At 27.2% G+C, this 21,935-nt stretch carries 25 protein-coding genes; 16 read left to right on the top strand and 9 right to left on the bottom strand.

What is annotated here, in order from left to right; all coding sequences use genetic code 11:
• Positions 1-10: 10 nt before the first annotated feature.
• From gyrB to dnaA, 6 genes are all read right to left on the bottom strand, one after another.
• Positions 11-1,924: a DNA topoisomerase (ATP-hydrolyzing) subunit B gene (gene gyrB, locus ACSVC9_RS14685; RefSeq protein WP_446898173.1), complete on the bottom strand. Its 1,914-nt coding sequence runs from the start codon at positions 1,922-1,924 to the stop codon at positions 11-13.
• A gap of 17 nt (positions 1,925-1,941) precedes the next feature.
• The gene (gene remB / locus ACSVC9_RS14680) at positions 1,942-2,205 is read right to left on the bottom strand and encodes an extracellular matrix regulator RemB (RefSeq protein WP_446898172.1); all 264 of its coding nucleotides are present in this window, start codon (positions 2,203-2,205) and stop codon (positions 1,942-1,944) included.
• Between the two features lie 20 nt (positions 2,206-2,225).
• Entirely contained in the window at positions 2,226-3,317 is a 1,092-nt protein-coding gene (gene recF, locus ACSVC9_RS14675) for a DNA replication/repair protein RecF (protein WP_446898171.1), read from the bottom strand.
• Between the two features lie 62 nt (positions 3,318-3,379).
• Positions 3,380-3,586 carry a S4 domain-containing protein YaaA gene (gene yaaA, locus ACSVC9_RS14670; protein WP_446898170.1) on the bottom strand — a complete coding sequence of 69 codons (207 nt, stop codon included), beginning with the start codon at positions 3,584-3,586 and terminating at the stop codon, positions 3,380-3,382.
• Positions 3,587-3,621: 35 nt separating this feature from the next.
• On the bottom strand, positions 3,622-4,731 hold the full coding sequence (gene dnaN / locus ACSVC9_RS14665) for a DNA polymerase III subunit beta (RefSeq protein ID WP_446898169.1): 1,110 nt from the start codon (positions 4,729-4,731) through the stop codon (positions 3,622-3,624).
• A gap of 257 nt (positions 4,732-4,988) precedes the next feature.
• The gene (dnaA, locus tag ACSVC9_RS14660) at positions 4,989-6,323 is read right to left on the bottom strand and encodes a chromosomal replication initiator protein DnaA (protein WP_446898168.1); all 1,335 of its coding nucleotides are present in this window, start codon (positions 6,321-6,323) and stop codon (positions 4,989-4,991) included.
• Between the two features lie 706 nt (positions 6,324-7,029).
• Between dnaA and rpmH the strand changes: the two genes are divergently transcribed.
• The 13 genes from rpmH (at position 7,030) to ACSVC9_RS14595 (ending at position 16,915) form a co-directional block, all read left to right on the top strand.
• The gene (gene rpmH / locus ACSVC9_RS14655; protein ID WP_182089634.1) at positions 7,030-7,164 is read left to right on the top strand and encodes a 50S ribosomal protein L34; all 135 of its coding nucleotides are present in this window, start codon (positions 7,030-7,032) and stop codon (positions 7,162-7,164) included.
• Positions 7,165-7,219: 55 nt separating this feature from the next.
• Positions 7,220-7,549, top strand: coding sequence for a ribonuclease P protein component (gene rnpA / locus ACSVC9_RS14650; RefSeq protein ID WP_446898167.1), 330 nt, complete (start codon positions 7,220-7,222; stop codon positions 7,547-7,549).
• Complete coding sequence (yidD, locus tag ACSVC9_RS14645) at positions 7,550-7,759, top strand: membrane protein insertion efficiency factor YidD (RefSeq protein WP_446898166.1); 210 nt, start codon at positions 7,550-7,552, stop codon at positions 7,757-7,759.
• A gap of 17 nt (positions 7,760-7,776) precedes the next feature.
• Complete coding sequence (yidC, locus tag ACSVC9_RS14640; protein ID WP_446898165.1) at positions 7,777-8,427, top strand: membrane protein insertase YidC; 651 nt, start codon at positions 7,777-7,779, stop codon at positions 8,425-8,427.
• 29 nt (positions 8,428-8,456) lie between these two features.
• On the top strand, positions 8,457-9,083 hold the full coding sequence (jag, locus tag ACSVC9_RS14635; protein ID WP_446898164.1) for an RNA-binding cell elongation regulator Jag/EloR: 627 nt from the start codon (positions 8,457-8,459) through the stop codon (positions 9,081-9,083).
• Positions 9,084-9,143: 60 nt separating this feature from the next.
• A complete protein-coding gene (gene mnmE / locus ACSVC9_RS14630) occupies positions 9,144-10,523 on the top strand; it encodes a tRNA uridine-5-carboxymethylaminomethyl(34) synthesis GTPase MnmE (protein WP_446898163.1) in 1,380 nt (459 codons plus the stop codon).
• 10 nt (positions 10,524-10,533) lie between these two features.
• The gene (gene mnmG / locus ACSVC9_RS14625; protein WP_446898162.1) at positions 10,534-12,417 is read left to right on the top strand and encodes a tRNA uridine-5-carboxymethylaminomethyl(34) synthesis enzyme MnmG; all 1,884 of its coding nucleotides are present in this window, start codon (positions 10,534-10,536) and stop codon (positions 12,415-12,417) included.
• Positions 12,418-12,436: 19 nt separating this feature from the next.
• On the top strand, positions 12,437-13,150 hold the full coding sequence (gene rsmG, locus ACSVC9_RS14620) for a 16S rRNA (guanine(527)-N(7))-methyltransferase RsmG (RefSeq protein WP_446898161.1): 714 nt from the start codon (positions 12,437-12,439) through the stop codon (positions 13,148-13,150).
• A gap of 99 nt (positions 13,151-13,249) precedes the next feature.
• Positions 13,250-14,026, top strand: a complete 777-nt coding sequence (gene noc / locus ACSVC9_RS14615) for a nucleoid occlusion protein (protein ID WP_446898160.1) — start codon at positions 13,250-13,252, stop codon at positions 14,024-14,026.
• Positions 14,027-14,390: 364 nt separating this feature from the next.
• Positions 14,391-15,158 (top strand): ParA family protein, encoded by a 768-nt coding sequence (locus ACSVC9_RS14610; protein WP_446898159.1) that lies wholly within the window; start codon positions 14,391-14,393, stop codon positions 15,156-15,158.
• Positions 15,159-15,163: 5 nt separating this feature from the next.
• Entirely contained in the window at positions 15,164-16,027 is an 864-nt protein-coding gene (locus tag ACSVC9_RS14605) for a ParB/RepB/Spo0J family partition protein (protein WP_446898158.1), read from the top strand.
• 62 nt (positions 16,028-16,089) lie between these two features.
• Complete coding sequence (locus ACSVC9_RS14600; protein WP_446898157.1) at positions 16,090-16,593, top strand: DUF4446 family protein; 504 nt, start codon at positions 16,090-16,092, stop codon at positions 16,591-16,593.
• 58 nt (positions 16,594-16,651) lie between these two features.
• A complete protein-coding gene (locus ACSVC9_RS14595) occupies positions 16,652-16,915 on the top strand; it encodes a YkuS family protein (RefSeq protein ID WP_446898156.1) in 264 nt (87 codons plus the stop codon).
• On the opposite strand, the gene yyaC is transcribed toward ACSVC9_RS14595, so the two are convergent.
• Together yyaC and ytvI are read right to left on the bottom strand one after the other, a co-directional pair.
• On the bottom strand, positions 16,916-17,509 hold the full coding sequence (yyaC, locus tag ACSVC9_RS14590) for a spore protease YyaC (protein WP_446898155.1): 594 nt from the start codon (positions 17,507-17,509) through the stop codon (positions 16,916-16,918).
• A gap of 79 nt (positions 17,510-17,588) precedes the next feature.
• Positions 17,589-18,644 (bottom strand): sporulation integral membrane protein YtvI, encoded by a 1,056-nt coding sequence (ytvI, locus tag ACSVC9_RS14585; protein ID WP_446898154.1) that lies wholly within the window; start codon positions 18,642-18,644, stop codon positions 17,589-17,591.
• A 233-nt stretch (positions 18,645-18,877) separates the two neighbouring features.
• Between ytvI and ACSVC9_RS14580 the strand changes: the two genes are divergently transcribed.
• Positions 18,878-19,177, top strand: coding sequence for a DUF3343 domain-containing protein (locus tag ACSVC9_RS14580; RefSeq protein WP_446898153.1), 300 nt, complete (start codon positions 18,878-18,880; stop codon positions 19,175-19,177).
• A 118-nt stretch (positions 19,178-19,295) separates the two neighbouring features.
• Here ACSVC9_RS14580 and ACSVC9_RS14575 read toward each other — a convergent pair whose 3' ends face one another.
• Positions 19,296-20,603, bottom strand: a complete 1,308-nt coding sequence (locus ACSVC9_RS14575; RefSeq protein ID WP_446897050.1) for a transposase — start codon at positions 20,601-20,603, stop codon at positions 19,296-19,298.
• A gap of 182 nt (positions 20,604-20,785) precedes the next feature.
• Between ACSVC9_RS14575 and ACSVC9_RS14570 the strand changes: the two genes are divergently transcribed.
• Both ACSVC9_RS14570 and ACSVC9_RS14565 read left to right on the top strand, forming a co-directional pair.
• On the top strand, positions 20,786-21,673 hold the full coding sequence (locus ACSVC9_RS14570) for a mechanosensitive ion channel family protein (protein ID WP_446898152.1): 888 nt from the start codon (positions 20,786-20,788) through the stop codon (positions 21,671-21,673).
• A gap of 3 nt (positions 21,674-21,676) precedes the next feature.
• A complete protein-coding gene (locus ACSVC9_RS14565) occupies positions 21,677-21,895 on the top strand; it encodes a DUF951 domain-containing protein (RefSeq protein ID WP_446898151.1) in 219 nt (72 codons plus the stop codon).
• The last annotated feature ends 40 nt before the right edge of the window (positions 21,896-21,935 follow it).

Below are 21,935 nucleotides of genomic sequence, written 5' to 3'. Positions count from 1 at the left end.
CACCTCTCTACTATATATCTAAGTTAACTACTTTTTTAGCATTCTCTATTATAAAATTCTTACGAGGCTCTACTTTATCTCCCATAAGTATAGTAAACATTTCATCTGCAATCATGGCATCTTCTACATTTACTTGAAGAAGCGTCCTTGTTTCAGGATTCATAGTAGTATCCCAGAGTTGTGTGGAATCCATTTCTCCAAGTCCTTTATATCTCTGTATATTTACACTATTGTCTTTTCCTCCCATGTCATTTAAAATCACATCCAATTCCTTATCTGAATAAGCATAGATTTCCTTTTTACCTTTGCTTACTCTATAAAGAGGAGGTTGAGCTATATAAACGTGACCTTGCTCTATTAATTGCTTCATATACCTGTAAAAAAAAGTAAGTAATAAAGTTCTTATATGTGCACCATCTACATCTGCATCTGTCATTATTATTATTTTATAGTATCTTATTTTTGAAACATCAAATTCCTTTCCTATACCACCACCAAAAGCAGTTATCATAGCTCTTATCTCTTCATATCCAAGTATTTTGTCAAGCCTTTGTTTTTCTACATTCATTATTTTGCCCCTAAGAGGCAGTATAGCTTGAAATTTTCTATCTCTTCCCTGCTTTGCGGAACCTCCTGCTGAGTCACCTTCCACTAAATATATTTCGCATTCAGAAGGATGTTTAGAAGAACAATCAGCAAGCTTTCCAGGCAATGATGTATTCTCAAGAACTGATTTACGCCTTGTAATTTCTCTAGCTTTTCTAGCAGCTTCTCTTGCCCTAGATGCCATTAATGATTTATCAAGTATTATCTTTGCTATCTGAGGGTTTTCTTCAAGATAAGTACTCAAGTTTTCTCCCATTATGCTATCTACTATACCTCGCACTTCACTATTCCCAAGTTTTGTTTTTGTCTGGCCCTCAAACTGTGGATTAGCTAATTTTATTGATATAACTGCAGTAAGACCTTCTCTTATATCTTCTCCAGATAAATTTTTATCATTTTCTTTTAAAATACCATACTTTTTAGCATAATCATTAAATACTCTTGTAAGAGCAGATTTAAAACCCGATAAATGAGTTCCACCTTCCACTGTATCTATGTTATTTGCAAAGGCAAATATATTTTCTGTATAACCATCATTGTATTGAATAGCAATATCTAAAGAGTACCCTTCTTTTTTACCTTCCATATAAATTGGTTCTTTTTGTATTACTTGTTTATTTCTATTAAGATATTTTACAAAAGATTTTATTCCACCTTCATAGTGAAAAGTTTCAACTTTATCATTTCTTTCGTCTTCTAAAGTTATTTTTATCCCTTTATTTAAAAAGGCTAATTCTCTAATTCTATTTGCAAGAGTATCATAATCATATTCTATTTCATCAAATATATCAGAATCTGGTTTAAAATAAGTCTTAGTACCATGTTCATCACTATCACCTATAATATCAAGTCCAGTTACTGCTTTGCCTTTTTTAAATACCTGTTTCCATATATGTCCTTCTCTTTTAACCTCTACCTCACAAGTCTCTGATAAAGCATTTACTACAGATGCACCAACTCCATGAAGACCACCTGAAACCTTGTATCCACCTCCACCAAATTTTCCACCAGCATGAAGTATAGTCATTATTACTTCTACAGTTGGTTTTTTCATTTTAGGATGAATGCCAACAGGCATTCCTCTACCATTATCAGATACAGTTATGGAATTATCTCTATGTATAGTAATATTTATTTTTGTACAATATCCTGCTAAAGCTTCATCTATACTATTATCAACTATCTCATATACTAAATGATGAAGACCTCTTGAACTTGTACTTCCAATATACATACCTGGTCTTTTTCTTACAGCCTCTAATCCTTCTAATACCTGTATTTGATTTTCATCGTAAGTTTGTTTATTATCTTTCGGCATTTATATCCTCCTATCCTTTAAGATTCATAATATATAGCTTCTGATCTTTTAGTTAATGTGGACGAAGATATTGGAGATAAATAAATTTTACTTTTTTTATCTACTTCAGCAATAATAAATGATTTTGGTTTATCTTTTGTAATTCTTTGTACAAAACCATCCTCTTCAGCCATTCTTAAAAATTGGCTTGTATCAGAGCTGTACATTGAAGTCTCAATATCGAATATGCCAATTATATCCTTTATAGGTACAACTATATTTTCACCTAAATGTAAAAACATAAATAATCTCCTTTCAGCTGCTAAACTTTAAATATGCCACCATTTTTCACTCTAAATAATTGATTTTCTTTTTTAATATATTTTTTTATATCATTTATTCCTGCACATGTTATAAAGGTTTGAATTTTATTTATTGAACTTAATATGTATTTTTGTCTACTTTCATCTAGTTCAGACAAAACATCATCAAGCAGCAAAACAGGATATTCACCAGTTTTATCCTTTATTATTTCAAGAGAAGCAAATTTAATAGTTAAAACAGATGTTCGCTGCTGGCCTTGTGAACCATAATTTCTAACATCGGCTCCATTTATAATTACATTAAAATCATCCCTATGAGGTCCACAAGATGTACTTCTTTTTTCTATATCATTTTTTCTATTTTTTGTTAAATTATCTAATAAATTTTTTCTAATACTTACTAAATTTGTAATTGAAGTAACATACTTAAACTCTATTTTTTCAACTCCTGAAGTTATATCAAAATGTATACTTTTACCTCTTTTATTTAATTCATTTATATACCTATTTCTAAAATCTACAATTACCTCTCCATATTTCGATAACTGACCATCATATATATCAAGAATATTTTTATCTTTGTCACTCCATTTTTTAAGTAAAATATTTCTTTCACTTAATACTTTATTGTATCTGATGAGATTAAAATAATATTTTTTACTCAATTTACAGAGCTCCATATCTAAAAATTTTCTTCTAAATATCGGAGAATCTTTTATTATTTTCAAATCTTCAGGTGAAAACATTACTACGTTAAAAACTCCCATTAAATCAGACAATTTATTTAATTTTATAGAATTTATATTTATTCCTTTTTTGCCCTCTTTAAATATTTTTATTTCAATTTTTTTATCTAATCCATGTCTAATTATATAAGATTTTATATATGCCTCTTTGCCATTCCAATTTATAAGTTCTTTGTCTTTATTTGTTCTAAAAGATTTACCTATACTACAATAATAAATACTTTCCAGTATATTTGTTTTTCCCTGCGCATTATCACCTATAAATATATTTATTCTTTTGTTTAATTCAATAGTTAGTTCTTTATAATTTCTAAAATTAACAAGCTGCAAATATTTTATATACATACAAAACACCTAGTTTTAATTATATCACAATATAACTATTGCACAATTAATGATATTTTTTGTTATATAATTTTATAATATATACCATTTAATTCTACTATATCCCCTTTTGATATTTTTTTATTTCTTCTATCTTCAATTATACCGTTTAATTTAACTTTTCTATTTTGTATATAAAATTTTGCCTCTGATCCAAGAGAAACAGCTCCACACCATTTTAAAAAAGAGTCAAGTTTTATTATATCAGTATTTATCTTTATTTCTTTCATTTTCTATTATCTCCAATATATTGATTTTTATTTTATTAATTATTTAAAAGTCTAACTGGAAGAATTAAATAAATACAATTATTTTTGTCTTTATCCTTATTTTTTATAATACATGGACTTACATTGCTAGAAAATTCTAACAAAACTTCTTCTTCTTCCATTATTTTTAATACATCCATAAGATATTTTGAGTTAAATGCAATTTGCAAAGGTTGTCCTTGCAAAATTATATTAGTTTCTTCTTTTACCATTCCTAATTGAGAATTAGATGTAATTATAATATTTTTTTCCTCAATATTTAGCTTTATAAGATTAGTATTGCTATCTTTAGCTAAAAGGGATGCCCTCTCAATACAACTTAAAAGTTCTTCTCTTTTAGCTATAACTTTTGAATTGAATTCTTCAGGAATTATAGAATTATATTGTATAAACTCACCTTCTAAAAGCCTTGAAACTATTTTTGTTTTTCCCAAATTAAATAATATGTGATTCGGAGTAAAAGTTATATCTACATTTTCTTCATTATCTTCTAGTATCTTTGAAACTTCGTTCAAAGTTTTTCCTGGAATGACTGCGTTTATCTCATTTTCATTTTTTAGATTTTCTGATCTTAATGCTAGCCTATATCCATCTAATGCAACTAAATTTAAAGTTTCATTTTTTATTTCAAATAAAACGCCGGTAAGAATTGGTCTTGTTTCATCTTGAGCTGTTGCAAATATAGTTTCTTTTATCATATCTTTAAGTATATTTTCAGGTATTGAAAGCATCATATTATCATTTATTTTTGGAAGTTCAGGAAAATCTTCAGTATTCATATTTATTATATTAAAATTTGATTTTTCACATAATATTTGGGTTGAGTTATTATTTGTATTTTCTATATCTATATCATTGTTTGGTAATCTTCTTATTATTTCTCCAAACAACCTTGCATTTAGTACGGTTGATCCACTTTCGTAAATATCAGATGGAATTTTTGTTTCTATAGTTAAATCTATATCTGAACCTGTCAATGTAATTTCATGATCATTTGCTTCTACTAATATTCCATTTAGAATTGGCATTGAAGATCTTCCTGTTATTGCTTTTTGTACTGTAAATATTGCATTTTGTATTTCTGGTTTATTACATTTAAATTTCATTTTTTTCCTCCTTTAATATGTGAAAGTTTTTTACTTTATAATAGATAATTTAGATAATTATTTTAGTAGTAGTAGTAGTAGGGCCTGTGAATATGTTAATAACGTTTGTATGTATTGATAAATAATAAAAAAATAAGAAAAATAATTGTGGATAAATAATTTAAAAAAATTTATTTTATCCACACAATAAAAAAATAAATAAATATAATTTTTTATTCACAGGTATTAGTGAAAAAATTATTAACATATGTTTATAACTATGATTGATTGATTCTTTTTGTTAATTCACTTACTGCATTTTGAAGACTTTCGTCTGTTTTTAAATTTCCAGATATTTTTTCATATGCATGAATTACGGTAGTATGATCTCTGCCACCAAATTCTTCTCCTATTTTTGGAAGTGACATATCAGTTAATTTTCGGCTTAGATACATTGCTATCTGTCTTGGAAAAGCAACATTTCTAGTACGTCTTGCAGATTTAAAATCATCCATTTTTAAGTTATAATAATTTGCTACTACTTCTTGTATAAGTTCTATTGTAACTTGTTTAGATTGTTTACTTGATATAATATCTTTTAATGCTTCGACGGCTAAATCTATGCTTATTTCTTTATTAGTAAGAGATGAAAAAGCAACTATTCTTATGAGAGCACCCTCTAATTCTCTTATGTTTGATTTGATTTTTGTTGCTATATATACCATAACTTCATTTGGTATCTTTAGTTTTTCTACGTCAGCTTTTTTCTTTAATATTGCAATTCTTGTTTCAAAATCTGGTGGTTGTATATCTGCTATAAGTCCCCATTCAAATCTAGAAATTAACCTGTCTTCAAGAGTAGATATTTCTTTTGGAGGTCTATCGCTGGAAAGAATAATTTGTTTATTTGCTTCATATAATGAATTAAATGTATGAAAAAATTCTTCCTGAGTTCTTTCTTTGCCTGCTATAAATTGAATATCGTCTATTAATAATACATCTATATTTCTATATTTGTTTCTGAATTCTACATTTTTATCATCTTTTATGGAATTTACAAGCTCATTTGTAAATTTTTCCGATGAAACGTAAACTACTTTTGATGATGGATTACTTTTTAATATGTAATGTCCTATTGCATGCATTAAGTGGGTTTTTCCCAATCCAACTCCTCCATATATAAATAATGGATTATATGCTTTTGCGGGAGATTCTGCTACTGCAAGGGATGCTGCATGAGCAAATCTATTACTGTTTCCTACGACAAATGAATCAAATGTATATTTTGGATTTAACATGTTTAAAGATTCATTAATTGCTTTTATCTTTTTTTTTGATGTATTATCTAGAGTTAATGCTTCTTCTTGAGATATTAGGAATTCAATATTATATTTTTTTGAAGTAAGGATTTTTAATGCTCTTATTATTTGATCTTTGTATTTGTTATCTAAAACGCCGCGAGTTAAATCATTTGGTACACTTAATTTTATAATATTATCTTCTATCGATAGTGGAGTAATACTTTTTATCCATGTGTTGAAACTTACTTCTGTAATACCATTTTTTATGATATTTAAAGTTTTGTCCCATAAGTCCTGTAAGTAAGTATTCATTCTTTATCCTCCAGTCTTGCATAATAAATTCACAGTATATAAACAATTTATTATAATTACTTTCCATATGTTTATAATAATATTCACATGTTTATAATATTGGTAATATTTTTTTGAATATTAAATTATAAACAAAGATGGTATAATAAAATTAACATTATCAACATACTTATTTTATTAGGATATATATTGAATTAACTTATTCTATTATAAATTTAAATTATTATAAAAACATTTTATCCACATATTTATCAACAGTTGTGGATAAATATGTGGTAAATTAAGTTATACACAGTTCTCTATTTATAATATCAAAATAGAGATACCTATTCAAGAAATTATCCACAAAAATATATATTATGTTAATTTAAAAATTAACAATACTTAATATAGTTTAAAATATTCATTAGATCCTTGACGTAATTTTTAGAGAAGCTTATAATCGTACCAAGATAAAGAATGTTACATGAGCTCATAGTTTAATGAAAATGAAGCAGGGTAAATTATATTGACATTGTATAATAGTGAATATATAATTTAATAGTAAAACTCTAAAATTATTAAATTAATAGGAGTTAAAAACTGTTGAAACAGATACAGATATAGTTTATTAATGATTTAATTGAATCATTAAGGGGCAATATAAATATATAGAAGGGAGGCATAATTACTGCAAATACTATTTTAAGCAGTAGTTAAGATTGTTATGTGGATGACTTATCAGCCAAAGAAAAAACAGAGAAAAAGAGAACATGGATTCAGAAAAAGAATGAGAACTTTATCTGGTAGAAATGTTATTAAAAGAAGAAGACAAAAAGGTAGGAAGAGATTATCAGCATAAGGGCCGCTTTTGTGGCCTTTTTCTGCAATGCAGAAAAAAGAGGAGTACAACTATAATGATTTATAGATTAAAGAAAAATGCAGAATTTAGAATCGTTTATAAGAGAGGAAAATCTTTTTCAAATAATTTATTAGTACTTTACATATATAAAAATAAGAAGGGTTTTAATAAATTAGGTATATCTGTAAGTAAAAAAGTAGGTAAAAGCGTTATTAGGAATAGGATTAAACGATTGATAAAGGAAATAGTTAGATTAGATTGTGATAATTTAAAGATGGGATACAATTTTGTGTTCATAGCTAAAAATGCATCAAATGATAAGAGTTATACTGATATAGAAAGTAGTGTTAAATATTTAATAAGAAAAGCGGGTTTGTATAAATAGATGAAAATAATCTTAATTTATTTAATAAAATTTTATAGAAATTATGTATCACCTTTAAAAAGACCATGCTGCAGATTTTACCCAACTTGTTCACAATATGCTTTACAAGCTATTGAAAAATATGGGGCTATGAAGGGTGGTTTTATGTCTATAATGAGAATATTAAGGTGTAATCCATTATGTAAAGGTGGATATGACCCGGTTAAATAATTTGCCAGGAGGTTAATATGCAATATCTATGCGATGCTTTTGTCCAAATTTTTGAGTATCTACACAATGGAGTAGTTTCAGTAGTTCCAGATCAAAATGTTTCTTATGGTTTGGCTATAATTTTAATGACTATAATAATTAGATTATTGATACTACCTTTAAGTGTAAAGCAAATTAGATCTTCACTAATAATGAATAAAATTCAGCCGGATGTTAAAAAGCTACAGGAAAAATATAAAAAAGACCCTCAAAGGGCACAAAAAGAAATGATGAAACTATATAAGGAAAAAGGTGCCAGTCCTTTTAGTGGCTGTCTTCCACTTCTTATTCAATGGCCGATACTTTTTGCATTGTATTATGTATTCAATCATTTAACTGGGATAAATGGTATTGGTTTTTTATGGATAAGAAATTTAGGAAAACCTGATGTTATTCTTGCAGTATTATCAGGGCTTACTACATTCCTTTCGGGTTTATTGATAATGCCTTCAGATGATAGTGCCCAATCAAATCAAAGTAGGAAAATGAATATAGGTATGGGAATATTTATGATTGTCGTAAGCTGGAAGTTGAAGTCTGCATTAGTACTTTACTGGGTGGTTAGTAATTTGATTCAAATTGCACAGAACTTTGTTATAAAGAAAATTGAAGAGAAAAAGGTTGGTTAATGAAAGTTTAGGGGGTGACTATTTACGGCATGAAGGTTTTAGAAATAACCGGAAAAACAGTAGAGGATGCTTTAAACAATGCATTATTGGACTTGAAAGTAGCTAAAGATAAAGTTGAAATTGAAGTTTTGGATTCTGGTAATAAGGGTATTTTTAATTTGATAGGTTTCAGACCAGCTAAAATAAGGGTTAAAGTAAAAAGGGATTATATTAAAGAAGTAAGAGTTTTTATAAGAAGTATTTTAGATTGCATGAAAATAGAAGCAGAGGTTAGAATAAAAGAAGATAATAATGTAATAAAAATAAATTTATCTGGAGCAGATATGGGTATACTTATAGGATACAGGGGTGAAACTTTAGATTCCTTGCAATACCTTATAAGTCTTATAGTTAATAAAGATCATGATATGGAATATAAGAGGGTAGTTTTAGATACTGAAAATTATAGGTATAAAAGAGAAAGAACTTTAAAAAGACTTGCTAAAAGAGTGGGCGAAAAGGTAAAAAGAACAGGAAAAACTGTAAAATTTGAGCCGATGAATCCTTATGAAAGAAGAATAATTCATTCTGCACTTCAAAATGATTATTATGTTAATACTTATAGTGAAGGTCAGGAACCTTTTAGAAGGGTTGTAGTAAGTTTGAAGAAAGCCTAGGTTTGGCTTTCTTTTTATTTAGATAATAAGCTAAACTTTACTTTTGAGGAAGTGATATTAATGAGAGGGTTTGATACTATTGCTGCAATTGCTACTTCTCCGGGAGAAAGTGGTATATCTATTATAAGAATTTCTGGCAAAAATGCTTTAATGTTAGTAAATGATATATTTAAAGGTAAAAATAATAGAAAATTAATAGATATGAAACCTTATTCTATGAGATATGGTTTTATATTTCAAAAAGATACTGGAGAATTATTGGATGAAGTATTAGTAACATTTATGAAAGCACCAAAAAGTTATACAGCTGAGGATACTGTTGAAATAAATTGCCACGGAGGTATTGTAAGTACAACTAAGATATTGGATGAAGTTATAAAAAATGGGGCAAGGCTTGCAGAACCTGGTGAATTTACGAAGAGAGCATTTTTAAATGGAAGAATTGATTTAAGCCAAGCGGAAGCTGTTATAGATATAATAAGAGCTAAAACTGAAGTGGCCATGAAATCAGCACTTGATCAATCATCTGGAAGTATCTCAAAAAAAATAAATCCATTAAGAGAAAAAATACTTGATTTAATTGCTCATATTGAAGTTACAATTGATTATCCTGAAGAGGATTTGGAAGAGATGACTTGTAAAGATATTTATTCAAAACTTAAAGATGTTATCTATGATATAGATAATATCTTAAAAGGTTCAGATGAAGGAAAGATCATTAGAGATGGTTTAAATACTGTAATAGTTGGAAAACCGAATGTAGGAAAGTCATCTCTTTTGAATGCACTTACAATGGAAAATAGAGCAATAGTAACAGATGTTCCTGGTACTACAAGAGATGTTATAGAAGAACATATAAATATAGATGGAATTCCAATTAAAATAATTGATACAGCCGGTATTAGAGAAACTCAAAATGTAGTTGAAAAAATAGGTGTTGAAAAGTCCAAAGAAAAGATAAATGAAGCTAATTTAGTTATATTAATGCTAGATTCTAGTAAAATTTTTGATAATGAAGATAGAAAAATTGTAGAATATATAAAAGATAAAAAATATATTATAATGTTAAATAAAAGTGATTTGGATAGTAAAATAAATTTAGAATATATTAAAAATCTGAATCCACATTTCATAGTGAAAACATCTTTAAAAACAGGTGAAGGTATAAGCAAAGTGAAATATTTTATAAAAAAATTATTTTTTAGTGGTGAGATAAAATTTGATAATTTTGTTATAACAAATACGAGACATAAAGAAGCTTTAATTAATGCCAAAAGCAGTTGTATGCAAGCTCTTGATACTTTAAATGAAACTCAAGCTATTGATCTTGTTTCTATTGATCTTAGAAATGCTTGGTCAAGTCTTGGTGAAGTTACTGGAGATACTCTTCAAGAGGATATAATTAATAAAATATTCTCAAAATTTTGTTTAGGAAAGTAGGTATATTTCTATGGAATACTTTTCAGAAAAATATGATGTTATAGTAGTAGGTGCAGGACATGCTGGATGTGAGGCAGGGCTTGCTTCAGCAAGAATAGGGTGTAAAACTTTAATCTGTACTATGAATTTAGATAGTGTTGGATTTATGCCTTGTAATCCTAATATAGGTGGTACTGCAAAAGGTCATCTTGTTCGAGAAATAGATGCGTTGGGAGGTGAAATGGGAATAAATATTGATAATACATTTATACAATCCAGAATGTTGAATACTTCTAAGGGTCCAGCTGTACATTCGTTAAGAGCTCAAGCTGATAAAAAACGTTATTCAGAAAGAATGAAATTTATACTTGAAAAGCAAGAAAATTTATATTTGAGACAATTAGAGGTTATTAGTATAAAGGTAGATAATAATAATAAAATATGTGGAGTAGTTACTAAAAATGGTGCATATTTTGAGACTAAAGCTGTCGTTTTAGCTACTGGGACATATTTAAAAGGTAAAGTGATTATTGGAGATGTTAGTTATAATTCTGGACCAAATGGATTTATGCCTGCTAATGATCTTTCTCAAAGTTTAATAGATTTGGGAATAGAATTAAGGCGTTTTAAAACAGGTACTCCTGCTAGAGTAAATAAAAGAAGTGTAGATTTTTCTAAGATGATAGAGCAAAAAGGAGATAAAAATATAGTCCCATTTTCATTTATGAGTGATTTTATGGAAAAGAACCAAGTATCTTGTTATTTAACTTATACTACTAATGATACATTGAATGTTATACGTGAAAATATAGATAGATCTCCACTTTATAATGGTTCCATTAAATCTGTTGGTCCAAGATATTGTCCTTCTATTGAGGATAAAATAGTTAGATTTCCTGATAAAGAAAAACATCAGATATTTATAGAACCTGAAGGAGAAAATACGAATGAGTTATATGTAGATGGTGCATCTACTTCAATGCCTGAAGATGTTCAAATTGCTATGTATAGAACAATATCAGGACTTGAAAATGTAGAATTTTTAAGGACTGGTTATGCTATTGAATATGATTGTATAAATCCTCTTCAATTAAAACTTTCATTGGAATTTAAAAATATTGATGGTCTGTTTGGAGCAGGACAGTTAAATGGAAGTTCGGGTTATGAGGAGGCTGCTTCTCAAGGCTTGATAGCAGGCATCAATGCTGCTCTTAAAGTAAAAGAGAAAAATCCTTTTATTTTAAAAAGATCTGATGGTTACATAGGAGTTCTAATAGATGATCTAGTTACAAAAGGAACAGAGGAGCCTTATAGGATGATGACATCTAGAGCAGAATATAGATTAATACTTAGACAAGATAATGCTGATTTGAGGTTAACACAGCTTGGATATGATATTGGACTTGTTACTGAATTAAGATATAAAAGATTTTTAAAGAGGAAAAAGGCTATATATGATGAAATAGATAGAATTAAGAAAATAAATATTACGCCTAAAAAGTTTGTAATCGAATTTCTGAAATCATTAGGTTCTGCTGAGTTGAAGAAAACTGAAAGTCTATATGATCTTATAAAGAGACCTGAACTTGATTATTTCAAATTAAGATATCTAGATTTAGATAGAAAGGAATTGAGCATAGACGTACAGGAAGAAGTGAATATAATTTCAAAATATGAAGGATATATTACTAAACAGATGGAACAAGTAGCGCAATTTAAAAAGTTTGAAAATAAAGCTATAGCTAAAAATATAGATTATGATAAAATTAAGGGCCTTAGAATTGAAGCTATACAGAAATTGAAAAAAATAGGACCTGCTAATATAGGTCAAGCTTCTAGAATTTCAGGAGTTTCTCCAGCAGACTTGTCTGTTTTAATGATTTACATGGAGAAGGTAAAAAGAGAAAATAATTGATATTGGAGTAAATTGTATTATGGATTATTTTAGTATTATGAAAAAATCCTGTTTGGATGTAGGTATTAGTTTTGATTTACAAAAGTATAGTAAATTTATGAGATATAAAGATTTATTACAGATATGGAATAGGAGAATAAATTTAACGGCTATAAATGAAGAAAATCAAATAATTAAAAAGCATTTTATAGATTGTATAAAAATATTTAAATTTTTGCCTCTTAAAAATGCATTGAATTTTATTGATATTGGTACTGGTGCTGGTTTTCCGGGGGTACCAATAGCTATAATTAAACCTGAGGCAAATATTGTATTACTTGATTCCTTGAGTAAAAGAATAAATTTTTTAAATCAGGTTATAAATGATTTGAATTTAGAAAAGGTTTTTGCAGTTCATGGTAGGGCTGAAGACATGGCAAAGAAGGATGAATATAGAGAGTTTTTTGACATAGCAGTTTCCAGAGCTGTAGCGAATTTAACAATACTTAGTGAATTATGTATCCCATATGTAAAATTAGGTGGTTACTTTGTAGCAATGAAAGGACCATCTGTAAAGGATGAAATTGAAGAAAGTAAGAATTCAATTGCCATATTAGGTGGTAAATTAGAAGATATTATTGAAATACACGATAATGAATTAAGGCATAATTTAGTAGTAATAAAGAAAATAAAAGCTACACCTTTTAAGTATCCAAGAAGATCAGGAATTATTTCAAAAAAGCCATTAAAATAAAAGTATTAATTTGTCGTACGAAAATCATAAAAAGTAGAAGGATTTTAATAAACAATAGAGAAATGTTAACAATAGGAAGTATAAGAGGGATGATTAAGCATGCAAAAAAATATTAATTATATATCTGTTGATTTGATTTCACCTAATATATATCAACCACGTAAATATTTTAATGAGGAAAGCTTATGTGAATTGGCCCAATCCATAAAATCATATGGGATAATTCAGCCACTTTCAGTGAGAAAGATAAATAATGACAAATATGAATTAGTAGCTGGTGAAAGAAGGCTTAAAGCAGCTAAAAAGGCTGGTATTAAAGAAGTACCTGTAATAATAGTTGACATAAGTGATGATGAATCAGCAGCTATAGCCTTACTTGAAAATCTTCAGAGGGAAAACTTAAATTTTTTAGAAGAAGCAGAAGCATACTATAACTTAATAAAAAATCATTCCTATACTCAAGAAAAATTAGCTGAAGTTATAGGAAAGAAACAGTCTACTATTGCAAATAAAATTAGACTTCTTAAATTGAATGAGGAAATAAGATATGTATTGTTGGAAAATAATTTAACTGAAAGACATGCTAGAGCTTTATTAAAACTTCCAACTGTTGAACTTCAAAAAAATGTGCTTAAGACAATATTGAATAAATCATTGAATGTAAAAAAAACTGAAGAGCTAGTTGAAAAGGAATTAGAAAAATTAACAGACAGTGGATTGAAAAAAAAGAGAAAGAAGATAAAAGGAATATTTTCACCAAGAGTGTATGTTAATACTGTTAAACAGGTATTTGATAAATATGGGTTAAAAGCTAAATATTCATCTGAAGAATTGGAAGATGAAATACAAATAACAATAACAATTCCTAAAAAGTGATATTATTTAGAAAAAAAGGATGTTCTTAATTTTTATTTGAACATCCTTTTTTTTATAGAAATGTTTCACGTGAAACATTTCTATAAAAAATTAAGGATGTTTTAAGCAAAAGTCAAAGTAAGCTGCACATATTAAATTTTGCTTTAAAATTATAGCTAGTTAGTCAATTGAACTTTTCATATCTATATATCTAATTGTAATATCGAGTATTTTATAATATTTTGTAGTATTTTAATTAAATTAGCTAAATTACTATTGTAAGTATCTGTTCCTTATTAGATACTTACTATTAAAAACTCTTTAATTATGTGTAATAAAAATATATAATAAAAAATAAGTAGTTTTAATGAAGGTGGTGAATTATGTGAGAGTAATTTCTATATTTAATCAAAAAGGCGGAGTTGGTAAAACAACTACGAGTATTAATATGTCTATATATTTGGCTATAAAAGGATTTAATGTGTTGAACATTGATATTGACCCCCAAGGTAATACTACGAGTGGCCTTGGATTTGATAAAAGTAATGTTAAAGAATCCGTTTATGATATATTATGTTCAGATGCACAAATAGAGAAAGTGATGAAAAAATATGAATTAGTTGATAATTTTTATATAGTTCCATCCACTATGGAATTAGCTGGTGCGGAAGTAGAACTAATTAATATGAAAAATAGAGAAAGTGTATTAAAGCATAAAATTAAATCTATAAATAAAAAATTTGATTTTATTTTTATAGACTGCCCTCCATCTTTAGGTATATTAACAATTAATGCTCTTACATCCTCAGATACAGTTCTAATTCCGATTCAATGTGAATTTTATGCTTTGGAAGGTGTTGGACAACTAGTGAATACATTGCAACTTGTAAAAAGATCTTTAAATCCAGATTTAAAAGTTGAAGGTGTAGTTATGAGTATGTATGATGGTAGGACAAAATTATCTAATGAAGTATCAGCTGAAGTAAAAAAGTATTTTAAAGATAAAGTTTACAATACTACAATACCAAGAAATATAAGATTGGCAGAAGCGCCTAGTTTTGGACTTCCAATAGCTCTTTATGATGATAAATGTAGGGGTGCTAAAGCATATGAAAATTTGGTAAGTGAATTTTTAAAAAGACAGGAGGTGTGAATTTATTGAAAAAAAAATCTGGATTAGGCAGAGGACTTGAAGCATTGATACCAGAAGATATTTTGGATAGTAATGTTTCTTCAGAGAATATAAAAAAAATAAAAATTGTTTCAATAATTCCAAATGGTGAACAACCTAGAAAAAAATTTGATGAAAATAAAATTATTCAACTTTCACAGTCCATAAAAGAACATGGTATAATACAACCTCTTATATTAAAAAAATATGGAGATAAATATATTATAGTTGCTGGTGAACGAAGGTGGAGAGCTGCTAAACTTGCTAATCTCGAAGAAGTTCCGGCTATAATAATGGATTTATCTGATAGTGATATTCTTGAAGTATCTCTTATTGAAAATATACAGAGACAGGATTTAAATCCTATAGAGGAGGCAATTGCATACAAAAAGTTAATTGATGATTTTGGGTTAAAGCAAGATGAATTAGCCAATAAAATAGGAAAGTCTAGAACTGCAGTAACAAATTGCATGAGATTATTAAATTTGGATAATAGAGTCCAAAAATATATAATTGATGGATTAATAACAGAAGGTCATGGTAGAGCTCTATTATCTTTGGAAGATAATAATTTACAATATAAATTGGCTGATAATATAATAAAAAATGGTTTGACCGTACGTCAGATAGAAAAGTATATAAAGAATATTAATTCAGAGGAAAAGGATAATTTTAATGATAAAAATGTAGAAAAATTTAATTTATATTATAAAGATATACAAGAAAAATTAGAATATTTATTTGGTACTAAAGTAAAATTAAATAACAATAGGAATAATAGAGGAAAAATAGAAATAGAATATTATTCACAAGATGATTTAAAGAGAATAATGGATATTTTAAAAATATGAATTTTATTACATTTTATAATTAGATGTTTCATGTGAAACATTCTGACGGAAGGAGAAAATATATGCAGGAGATTTTAAAAATTATAGAAGGGTTTCAATTATATATCTTAGCTGTTCTTTTTGTATTAATTGTAATATTGTTTATAATGATTATTACAGTATTTAAATCCTTAAATAGGGTAGAAAAAAAATATAGAAGGTTTATGAGGGGAGTAGATAATAAAAATTTAGAGAAACTTATAATAGATTATCTTGATAATATAGATGACACAAAAAAGGAAACTGATTTTATGAAACAAAAATTTGAAGAATTAAGTTTAAAATCAAAAAAATGTATTCAGAAATTCTCTATTGTAAGGTATAGAGCTTTTGAAGATGTAGGTAGTGATTTAAGCTTTTCTATAGCATTATTAGATGGAGATAATAATGGAATTATTATTACAGGGATATATGGAAGAAGTGAAAGTACAACATACGCCAAGCCTATAGATAAAGGTATGTCACGATATGAATTGTCAGAAGAAGAGAATCAAGTTTTACGAGAATGTATTAATAAAAAGATATAATATTACATACATAAACAACCTCCTGTTGGGAATAATTATCTTTAAGGAGGTTGTTTATATGAGAATTTATGTTTCAGAAAAACTTTATAGATTAAGTGATGAGTTAAGAAAAAAAGGATATAATATAATATCAAAGAAGGACTGTATAGATTGTATATTTGATGCAATTATCTGTAATTTAAAGGATGGAGAACTAAATAATTTAAATACAAATATAAATATAAAAATAGGGGAAACAATAATAATAGATTGTGGAAGTAAAAAAGTGGATGATATAGAATATATCCTTAATAATAGAATATATAATAATGCAATAATTTAATTAAATATTCTCTATTATTTTATTTTTTGAATTCTCAAGTGATTTTCCACCTACCGTTTTTAATATTGAATGATACACACCTCTAGATATTATTTCTGCAAGTTGCATAACTATAGATAAACGTGTATTTTGGAGTACCATAAATTCCATGGTACCGGATATATTTACTATTCCAGTTATACTTAAATTACCTACAGTTGGAAGAGATTTGTTTACTGCCGAACCTGGACGTAGGGGTTTAGTTTCTATAATTATTTTACCAACATTCTGTAAACTTCCCAGGCAAGCATCTACTGCTATTATGTAATTATCTTTATATTTTGAATTTATTTCTTTAATAGTTTCAACAAGATTTTTTGCATGAATTGGTGATTCAAGATTTCCATAGACATGTATTTTATCTCTTACTAAAAATTTTAGCTTATCGCCTACTAGAGGTCCTAAACTGTCTCCTGTAGACCTATCTGTCCCTATGCATAATATTATAATAGTTTTACCGGATTTTATAATTGGATATATTATGTTGCTCAAACTATCTCTTAAAGTAAATATTGAATTTCTTGAATTTGAGTCTATAATTATTTTCTTAAACATATAAAAACCTCCTATACTACGAATTATAACCATAGGAGGTTTTATTATACATTTAAAAAATATTTATTAGAAATTAATATTATATTACATCTACCTTTTTTAAAATATTATAAAATACAACTAAAAATATACAGAATATCATTCCTATAAGGCCATTTATTTTTAATCCTATAAAAAGAGATGCTAGTACAGCTACAGGATGTATTCCAAGTGAGGACGATACAAGTTTCGGCTCAATTATCTGTCTTACTACTGAAACTATAATATATGATATTATAAGACCGAGAGCAGTAACATAATTCTTAAATACTATCAAATATATTAATGCTAATGGAATGTATATAGTTCCTATACCTAGTATTGGTAGTATATCTGCGATTGCACATATTATACTCAGTACTAAAGTATATTTTACTTTAAATATTAAAAATACTACAAGTGTTTCTAAAAATGTAACAGAAATTATTATAAGATAGGATAAAAGATAATTTCCTAACATCTTTTTTGCTTCTGTATATATAGATATTAATTTATTGGTTTTGTTAGTTGGCAAAAGATTAAGTATTTTGCTTTTTACTTCAACGAAATCTTTAGTAAAAAAATATGTAGAAAGCAAAGTAAATAGTATTACCATAATTATATATGGTATTGTAGCTGCAAAACTTATTATATAAGATACTAACTTTCCTGAAATAGATACAGTTATATTTGATATATTATTTAAAATACCAGAAATATTTTTATTTATTGTATTTATTATATACGGATCAAGATTATTGTAATATTTTTGTAATTTATAAAATGAATTTATGATATTATTTGAGTTATTTGATATATATATTTGAGTGTTTTTACCAAATTGTATTAATTCTTGTGTTATATTTATTACCCCTAGTGATAGAATAAGTATAATTATAGTAAAAAATGTTATTGTAGTTATTAAAGATGATACTGAAGGACTAATTCTAAATTTGTTTGAGATATAGACGGTTGGCTTTTTTAATATAAAAGCACATATTATTGCTAAAACAAAGGGAAGTGTGTAATTGAGGGTTCCAAAGAAGATTATAAATACTGCAGTGTATATAATAAAAAATAATAATATTTTATCTATTTTAGTTATTACTTTGTCCATTTTAGTGTATTTCAACTCCGTTCTTTTATAAATTTGTTATATAGTTTAAGTAGATTATTATGTTATGATAGAGTATATAATACATATTATTGTTTGTCTATATATAATTTGCAAAGTTAACACTGAACTATAATTTATTTATTGAGTATATTATATATCAATATATTATATATGTATACAATATATGGTAATTTTATAAGGAGGATTCAGTTTATTTTAACTGTAATATAATTATGAATAAATATTATATAATAACATTTAAAAATACTAATGATGCCATAAATGGAGAAGAGTTTTTAAGAAGAAAAAAAATAAAAATAGATATTGTACCGACACCTATTTTTATAATTCAAAGCTGTGGTATAAGTATAAGATTAAGCCTGAAAGATATAAGTAAAATTAAATTATTAATGCAAAACAAAGAATTTTTATTTAAAAATATATATTTAAGAGAAGAAGATGGTTATAAATTAATTGATATAGACATGAACATAACTAAAAAATTAAATACAAGAAAAAGGAAATATTATTGATTGAAGAATAAAAATTACAGCTTTTTATGAAAAATATACTTTACAATTAATTACAATATAAAAATTGGCAGAGTATCCCTAGGGTAAAAGTTGATGCTAAAAAATAATAGGTTTTAAATTAAGCTATTCTTTTTAATCCCGATAGGGATCTGGTTTTATCAGAGTTACCAGATTTTATAGCTGCTATCGCAGTTGTCAGAAGGCATATATGTCCTACAGTATTTAAGTTTGATACAGAATTTATATTTCTGACATAAGCTCTTTCGTTATTAAGCTTTTTCCATCTGGAATTATATCTTTCAGATTCTGTCCTCAGGCTGTAGATGGTTTTAAAAAATTTAGACTCATGATTAATTGAAGCCCTGTAGTCAGTACCTTTGCTGATATAACGGATACATCCTCTGTTTTTCCTGCCATTGAAATATTTTTCATGTTTGCAGGGACACAGTGAATCATCTTTAGATTTTTTAAATGGGCAGCAAAATTTTTGCTTGATGTATGAATCAAAATACTGTCGTCCATCTTTATGCATGGCTAGACCGCCTTGACAAATAATGTTGCCAGTGGAAGTTAATTTAGGATTTTTTTTCCCTCTTTTGTTAATGGCAATAAAGGCAAGACCTTTCAAGTTGTTTTTTATAAAATTATGATTTAACTTTGAATCATAGCCTTTATCTGCGACAACATAACTTCCATTAAGTGAAAACCAGCTATTTGTACCTGAAAGAAATTTAGTCAAGGTAGAAATTTCATTGATATCAGCAGTACTTGTATATTCATCTATAGGGAGTCCGGATATTGCATCACAGATAACGTGGTTTTTATAACCCCAGTAAAATTCATATTTCTTACTTGATTTATTGGAGTTATCATTGATTTTAACGTTCATGGAATTATTTGCAGTATGTACTCCAAGTTTACAATCTTTATCAGACTTTGGATTATTCTTCTTTGAAAATTTGTTTGATGCGAAGCATTTAGGGTTATTAAGTTTAGTGTTTGCTTTAACTGGAGTTGTATCAACAGATATAAAGTTGTTGTCTATAAAGCCAAGTTTCTTGAGAGTATTTACCTGATGTTTCATAATTTCTTTCAAACAAGAGTTTTCGATATTCTTTATGAACCTTTGAAAGGTCCTGTATGAAGGAAGTGGTTTAAGAATGTCAAAGCCACAAAGTTGTGCAATGATTAAATTATTTTCTAAAAAATCTTTAAGATCAGTAATTTGAGCAAACTTCTCACATTTCATGACTATAAAAGCTCTGAAAAGAGCGTGTCTTGAGAAACCGACAGGTCCGTATTTGGAAGGAACCCTATCGGGTAATGAAGATAAATTAATATTTTCAAAAATATCTGTGTAGAAGTTTATTGTGTTTTGTGAAGTGAAAAGCTCAATTATATTAAAGATTTCTTGACGTTGGTACATAGAGATTTCCTCCTTTTAGTGTTTTTATTATGTGATATTTTAAAAATTCGACAAAAGTTGAGGAAATCCTATGATATAAATTTTAGTGATAGAAAAAAATAGCCCTTATCGGGCTAGAGAAATGAGTGCCTTAGAGTTATGCTCAAGGCTATAATTGATATTTAAAAGGGTGGGTAAATTTGATGAAGAATGAATTATTATCTATTTTTAATATAACTACTTTTGAGGGTGGAATAAAAATAGGGAATTTTTCTATATCTGAAGAAAAAGTGTATAATTTTATTTACGATATTATTACAGTAGCTATTATATTATTTTTAATGTATATTACTATAAAAGTTGGAAATGTAATTATAAATAGATATGTAAAGAAGCAGAAAAATTTTAAAATTTCTTTAAATGACAGAAAGGCAAAGACTGTTGGAGCCATTTTAAAAAGTATATTAAAATATTTTGTATATTTTTTTGGTATATTTACTATAATTACAGTTATATTCCCAAAAGTTGGGGCAACAGGATTAACTTTTGCAGGGATTAGTGGTGTTGCATTAGGGTTTGGAGCACAAAGTCTGGTTAAAGATGTAATAAACGGATTTTTTATATTGTTTGAGGATCAGTTTTCTGTAGGTGATTACATAAGTATTGATGATAGAAGTGGAACTGTTGAAAGTCTGGAATTAAGAGTTACTAAAATAAGGGATTTCAATGGAGATTTACATATAATACCTAATGGACTTATAACTAAGGTTACAAATCATTCAAGAGGGAATGTAAGAATGACAGTTGATGTAGATATTGCTTATGATGAGGATTCAAATATAGTAATATCTAAAATCGCTGATTTATGTAAGGACTTTGGGAAAGATAGTGAATTTGTTACAGAAGGTCCTAATGTTTTAGGAATAACGGAAGTTAAGGATGGGATTATTACAATAAGAATTATAGGAAAGACAAAGCCCATGAAACAGTTGGATGTGGAGATAAAATTGAGGGAGGAGATTATAAAAGCTTTTAAAAAGTATAATGTAAAAATACCATATAGGGAAATTAAAATTGTAAAGGGGGAGTAACAATTGAAAAAAACTTTTTATATAGGTGATGTAGTTGAAATGAAAAAGGGGCATCCTTGTGGGAGTAATAGCTGGCAAATTATAAGATTGGGAGCAGATATAAAAATAAAATGTCTAGGATGTGGTAGGATAGTTATGCTTCCTAGAAACAAATTTGAGAAAAGTGTAAAGAAAATTATAAAACAAAGTACCTCAGAAAAAAATAAAGATATTATTGATTAAATTACAAATTTATGATAAAATAAAATCTTGTAATCCCTGC

It is taken from the genome of Clostridium sp. LBM24168 (assembly GCF_052953915.1).
Note: the sequence above shows the minus strand (reverse complement) of the source record. Positions and strands in the feature narration are given on the sequence as shown.

Coding starts and splice junctions, on each gene's coding strand:
- ytvI (WP_446898154.1), bottom strand. CDS start 18,644: ATGGACAAAGTAATAACTAAAATAGATAAAATATTATTATTTTTTATT.
- mnmE (WP_446898163.1), top strand. CDS start 9,144: ATGAGAGGGTTTGATACTATTGCTGCAATTGCTACTTCTCCGGGAGAA.
- ACSVC9_RS14595 (WP_446898156.1), top strand. CDS start 16,652: ATGAGAATTTATGTTTCAGAAAAACTTTATAGATTAAGTGATGAGTTA.
- remB (WP_446898172.1), bottom strand. CDS start 2,205: ATGTTTTTACATTTAGGTGAAAATATAGTTGTACCTATAAAGGATATA.
- recF (WP_446898171.1), bottom strand. CDS start 3,317: ATGTATATAAAATATTTGCAGCTTGTTAATTTTAGAAATTATAAAGAA.
- yidC (WP_446898165.1), top strand. CDS start 7,777: ATGCAATATCTATGCGATGCTTTTGTCCAAATTTTTGAGTATCTACAC.
- rsmG (WP_446898161.1), top strand. CDS start 12,437: ATGGATTATTTTAGTATTATGAAAAAATCCTGTTTGGATGTAGGTATT.
- yaaA (WP_446898170.1), bottom strand. CDS start 3,586: ATGAAAGAAATAAAGATAAATACTGATATAATAAAACTTGACTCTTTT.
- ACSVC9_RS14570 (WP_446898152.1), top strand. CDS start 20,786: ATGAAGAATGAATTATTATCTATTTTTAATATAACTACTTTTGAGGGT.
- noc (WP_446898160.1), top strand. CDS start 13,250: ATGCAAAAAAATATTAATTATATATCTGTTGATTTGATTTCACCTAAT.
- jag (WP_446898164.1), top strand. CDS start 8,457: ATGAAGGTTTTAGAAATAACCGGAAAAACAGTAGAGGATGCTTTAAAC.
- ACSVC9_RS14600 (WP_446898157.1), top strand. CDS start 16,090: ATGCAGGAGATTTTAAAAATTATAGAAGGGTTTCAATTATATATCTTA.
- rnpA (WP_446898167.1), top strand. CDS start 7,220: ATGATTTATAGATTAAAGAAAAATGCAGAATTTAGAATCGTTTATAAG.
- yyaC (WP_446898155.1), bottom strand. CDS start 17,509: ATGTTTAAGAAAATAATTATAGACTCAAATTCAAGAAATTCAATATTT.
- rpmH (WP_182089634.1), top strand. CDS start 7,030: ATGTGGATGACTTATCAGCCAAAGAAAAAACAGAGAAAAAGAGAACAT.
- dnaA (WP_446898168.1), bottom strand. CDS start 6,323: ATGAATACTTACTTACAGGACTTATGGGACAAAACTTTAAATATCATA.
- dnaN (WP_446898169.1), bottom strand. CDS start 4,731: ATGAAATTTAAATGTAATAAACCAGAAATACAAAATGCAATATTTACA.
- ACSVC9_RS14575 (WP_446897050.1), bottom strand. CDS start 20,603: ATGTACCAACGTCAAGAAATCTTTAATATAATTGAGCTTTTCACTTCA.
- mnmG (WP_446898162.1), top strand. CDS start 10,534: ATGGAATACTTTTCAGAAAAATATGATGTTATAGTAGTAGGTGCAGGA.
- gyrB (WP_446898173.1), bottom strand. CDS start 1,924: ATGCCGAAAGATAATAAACAAACTTACGATGAAAATCAAATACAGGTA.
- ACSVC9_RS14580 (WP_446898153.1), top strand. CDS start 18,878: ATGAATAAATATTATATAATAACATTTAAAAATACTAATGATGCCATA.
- yidD (WP_446898166.1), top strand. CDS start 7,550: ATGAAAATAATCTTAATTTATTTAATAAAATTTTATAGAAATTATGTA.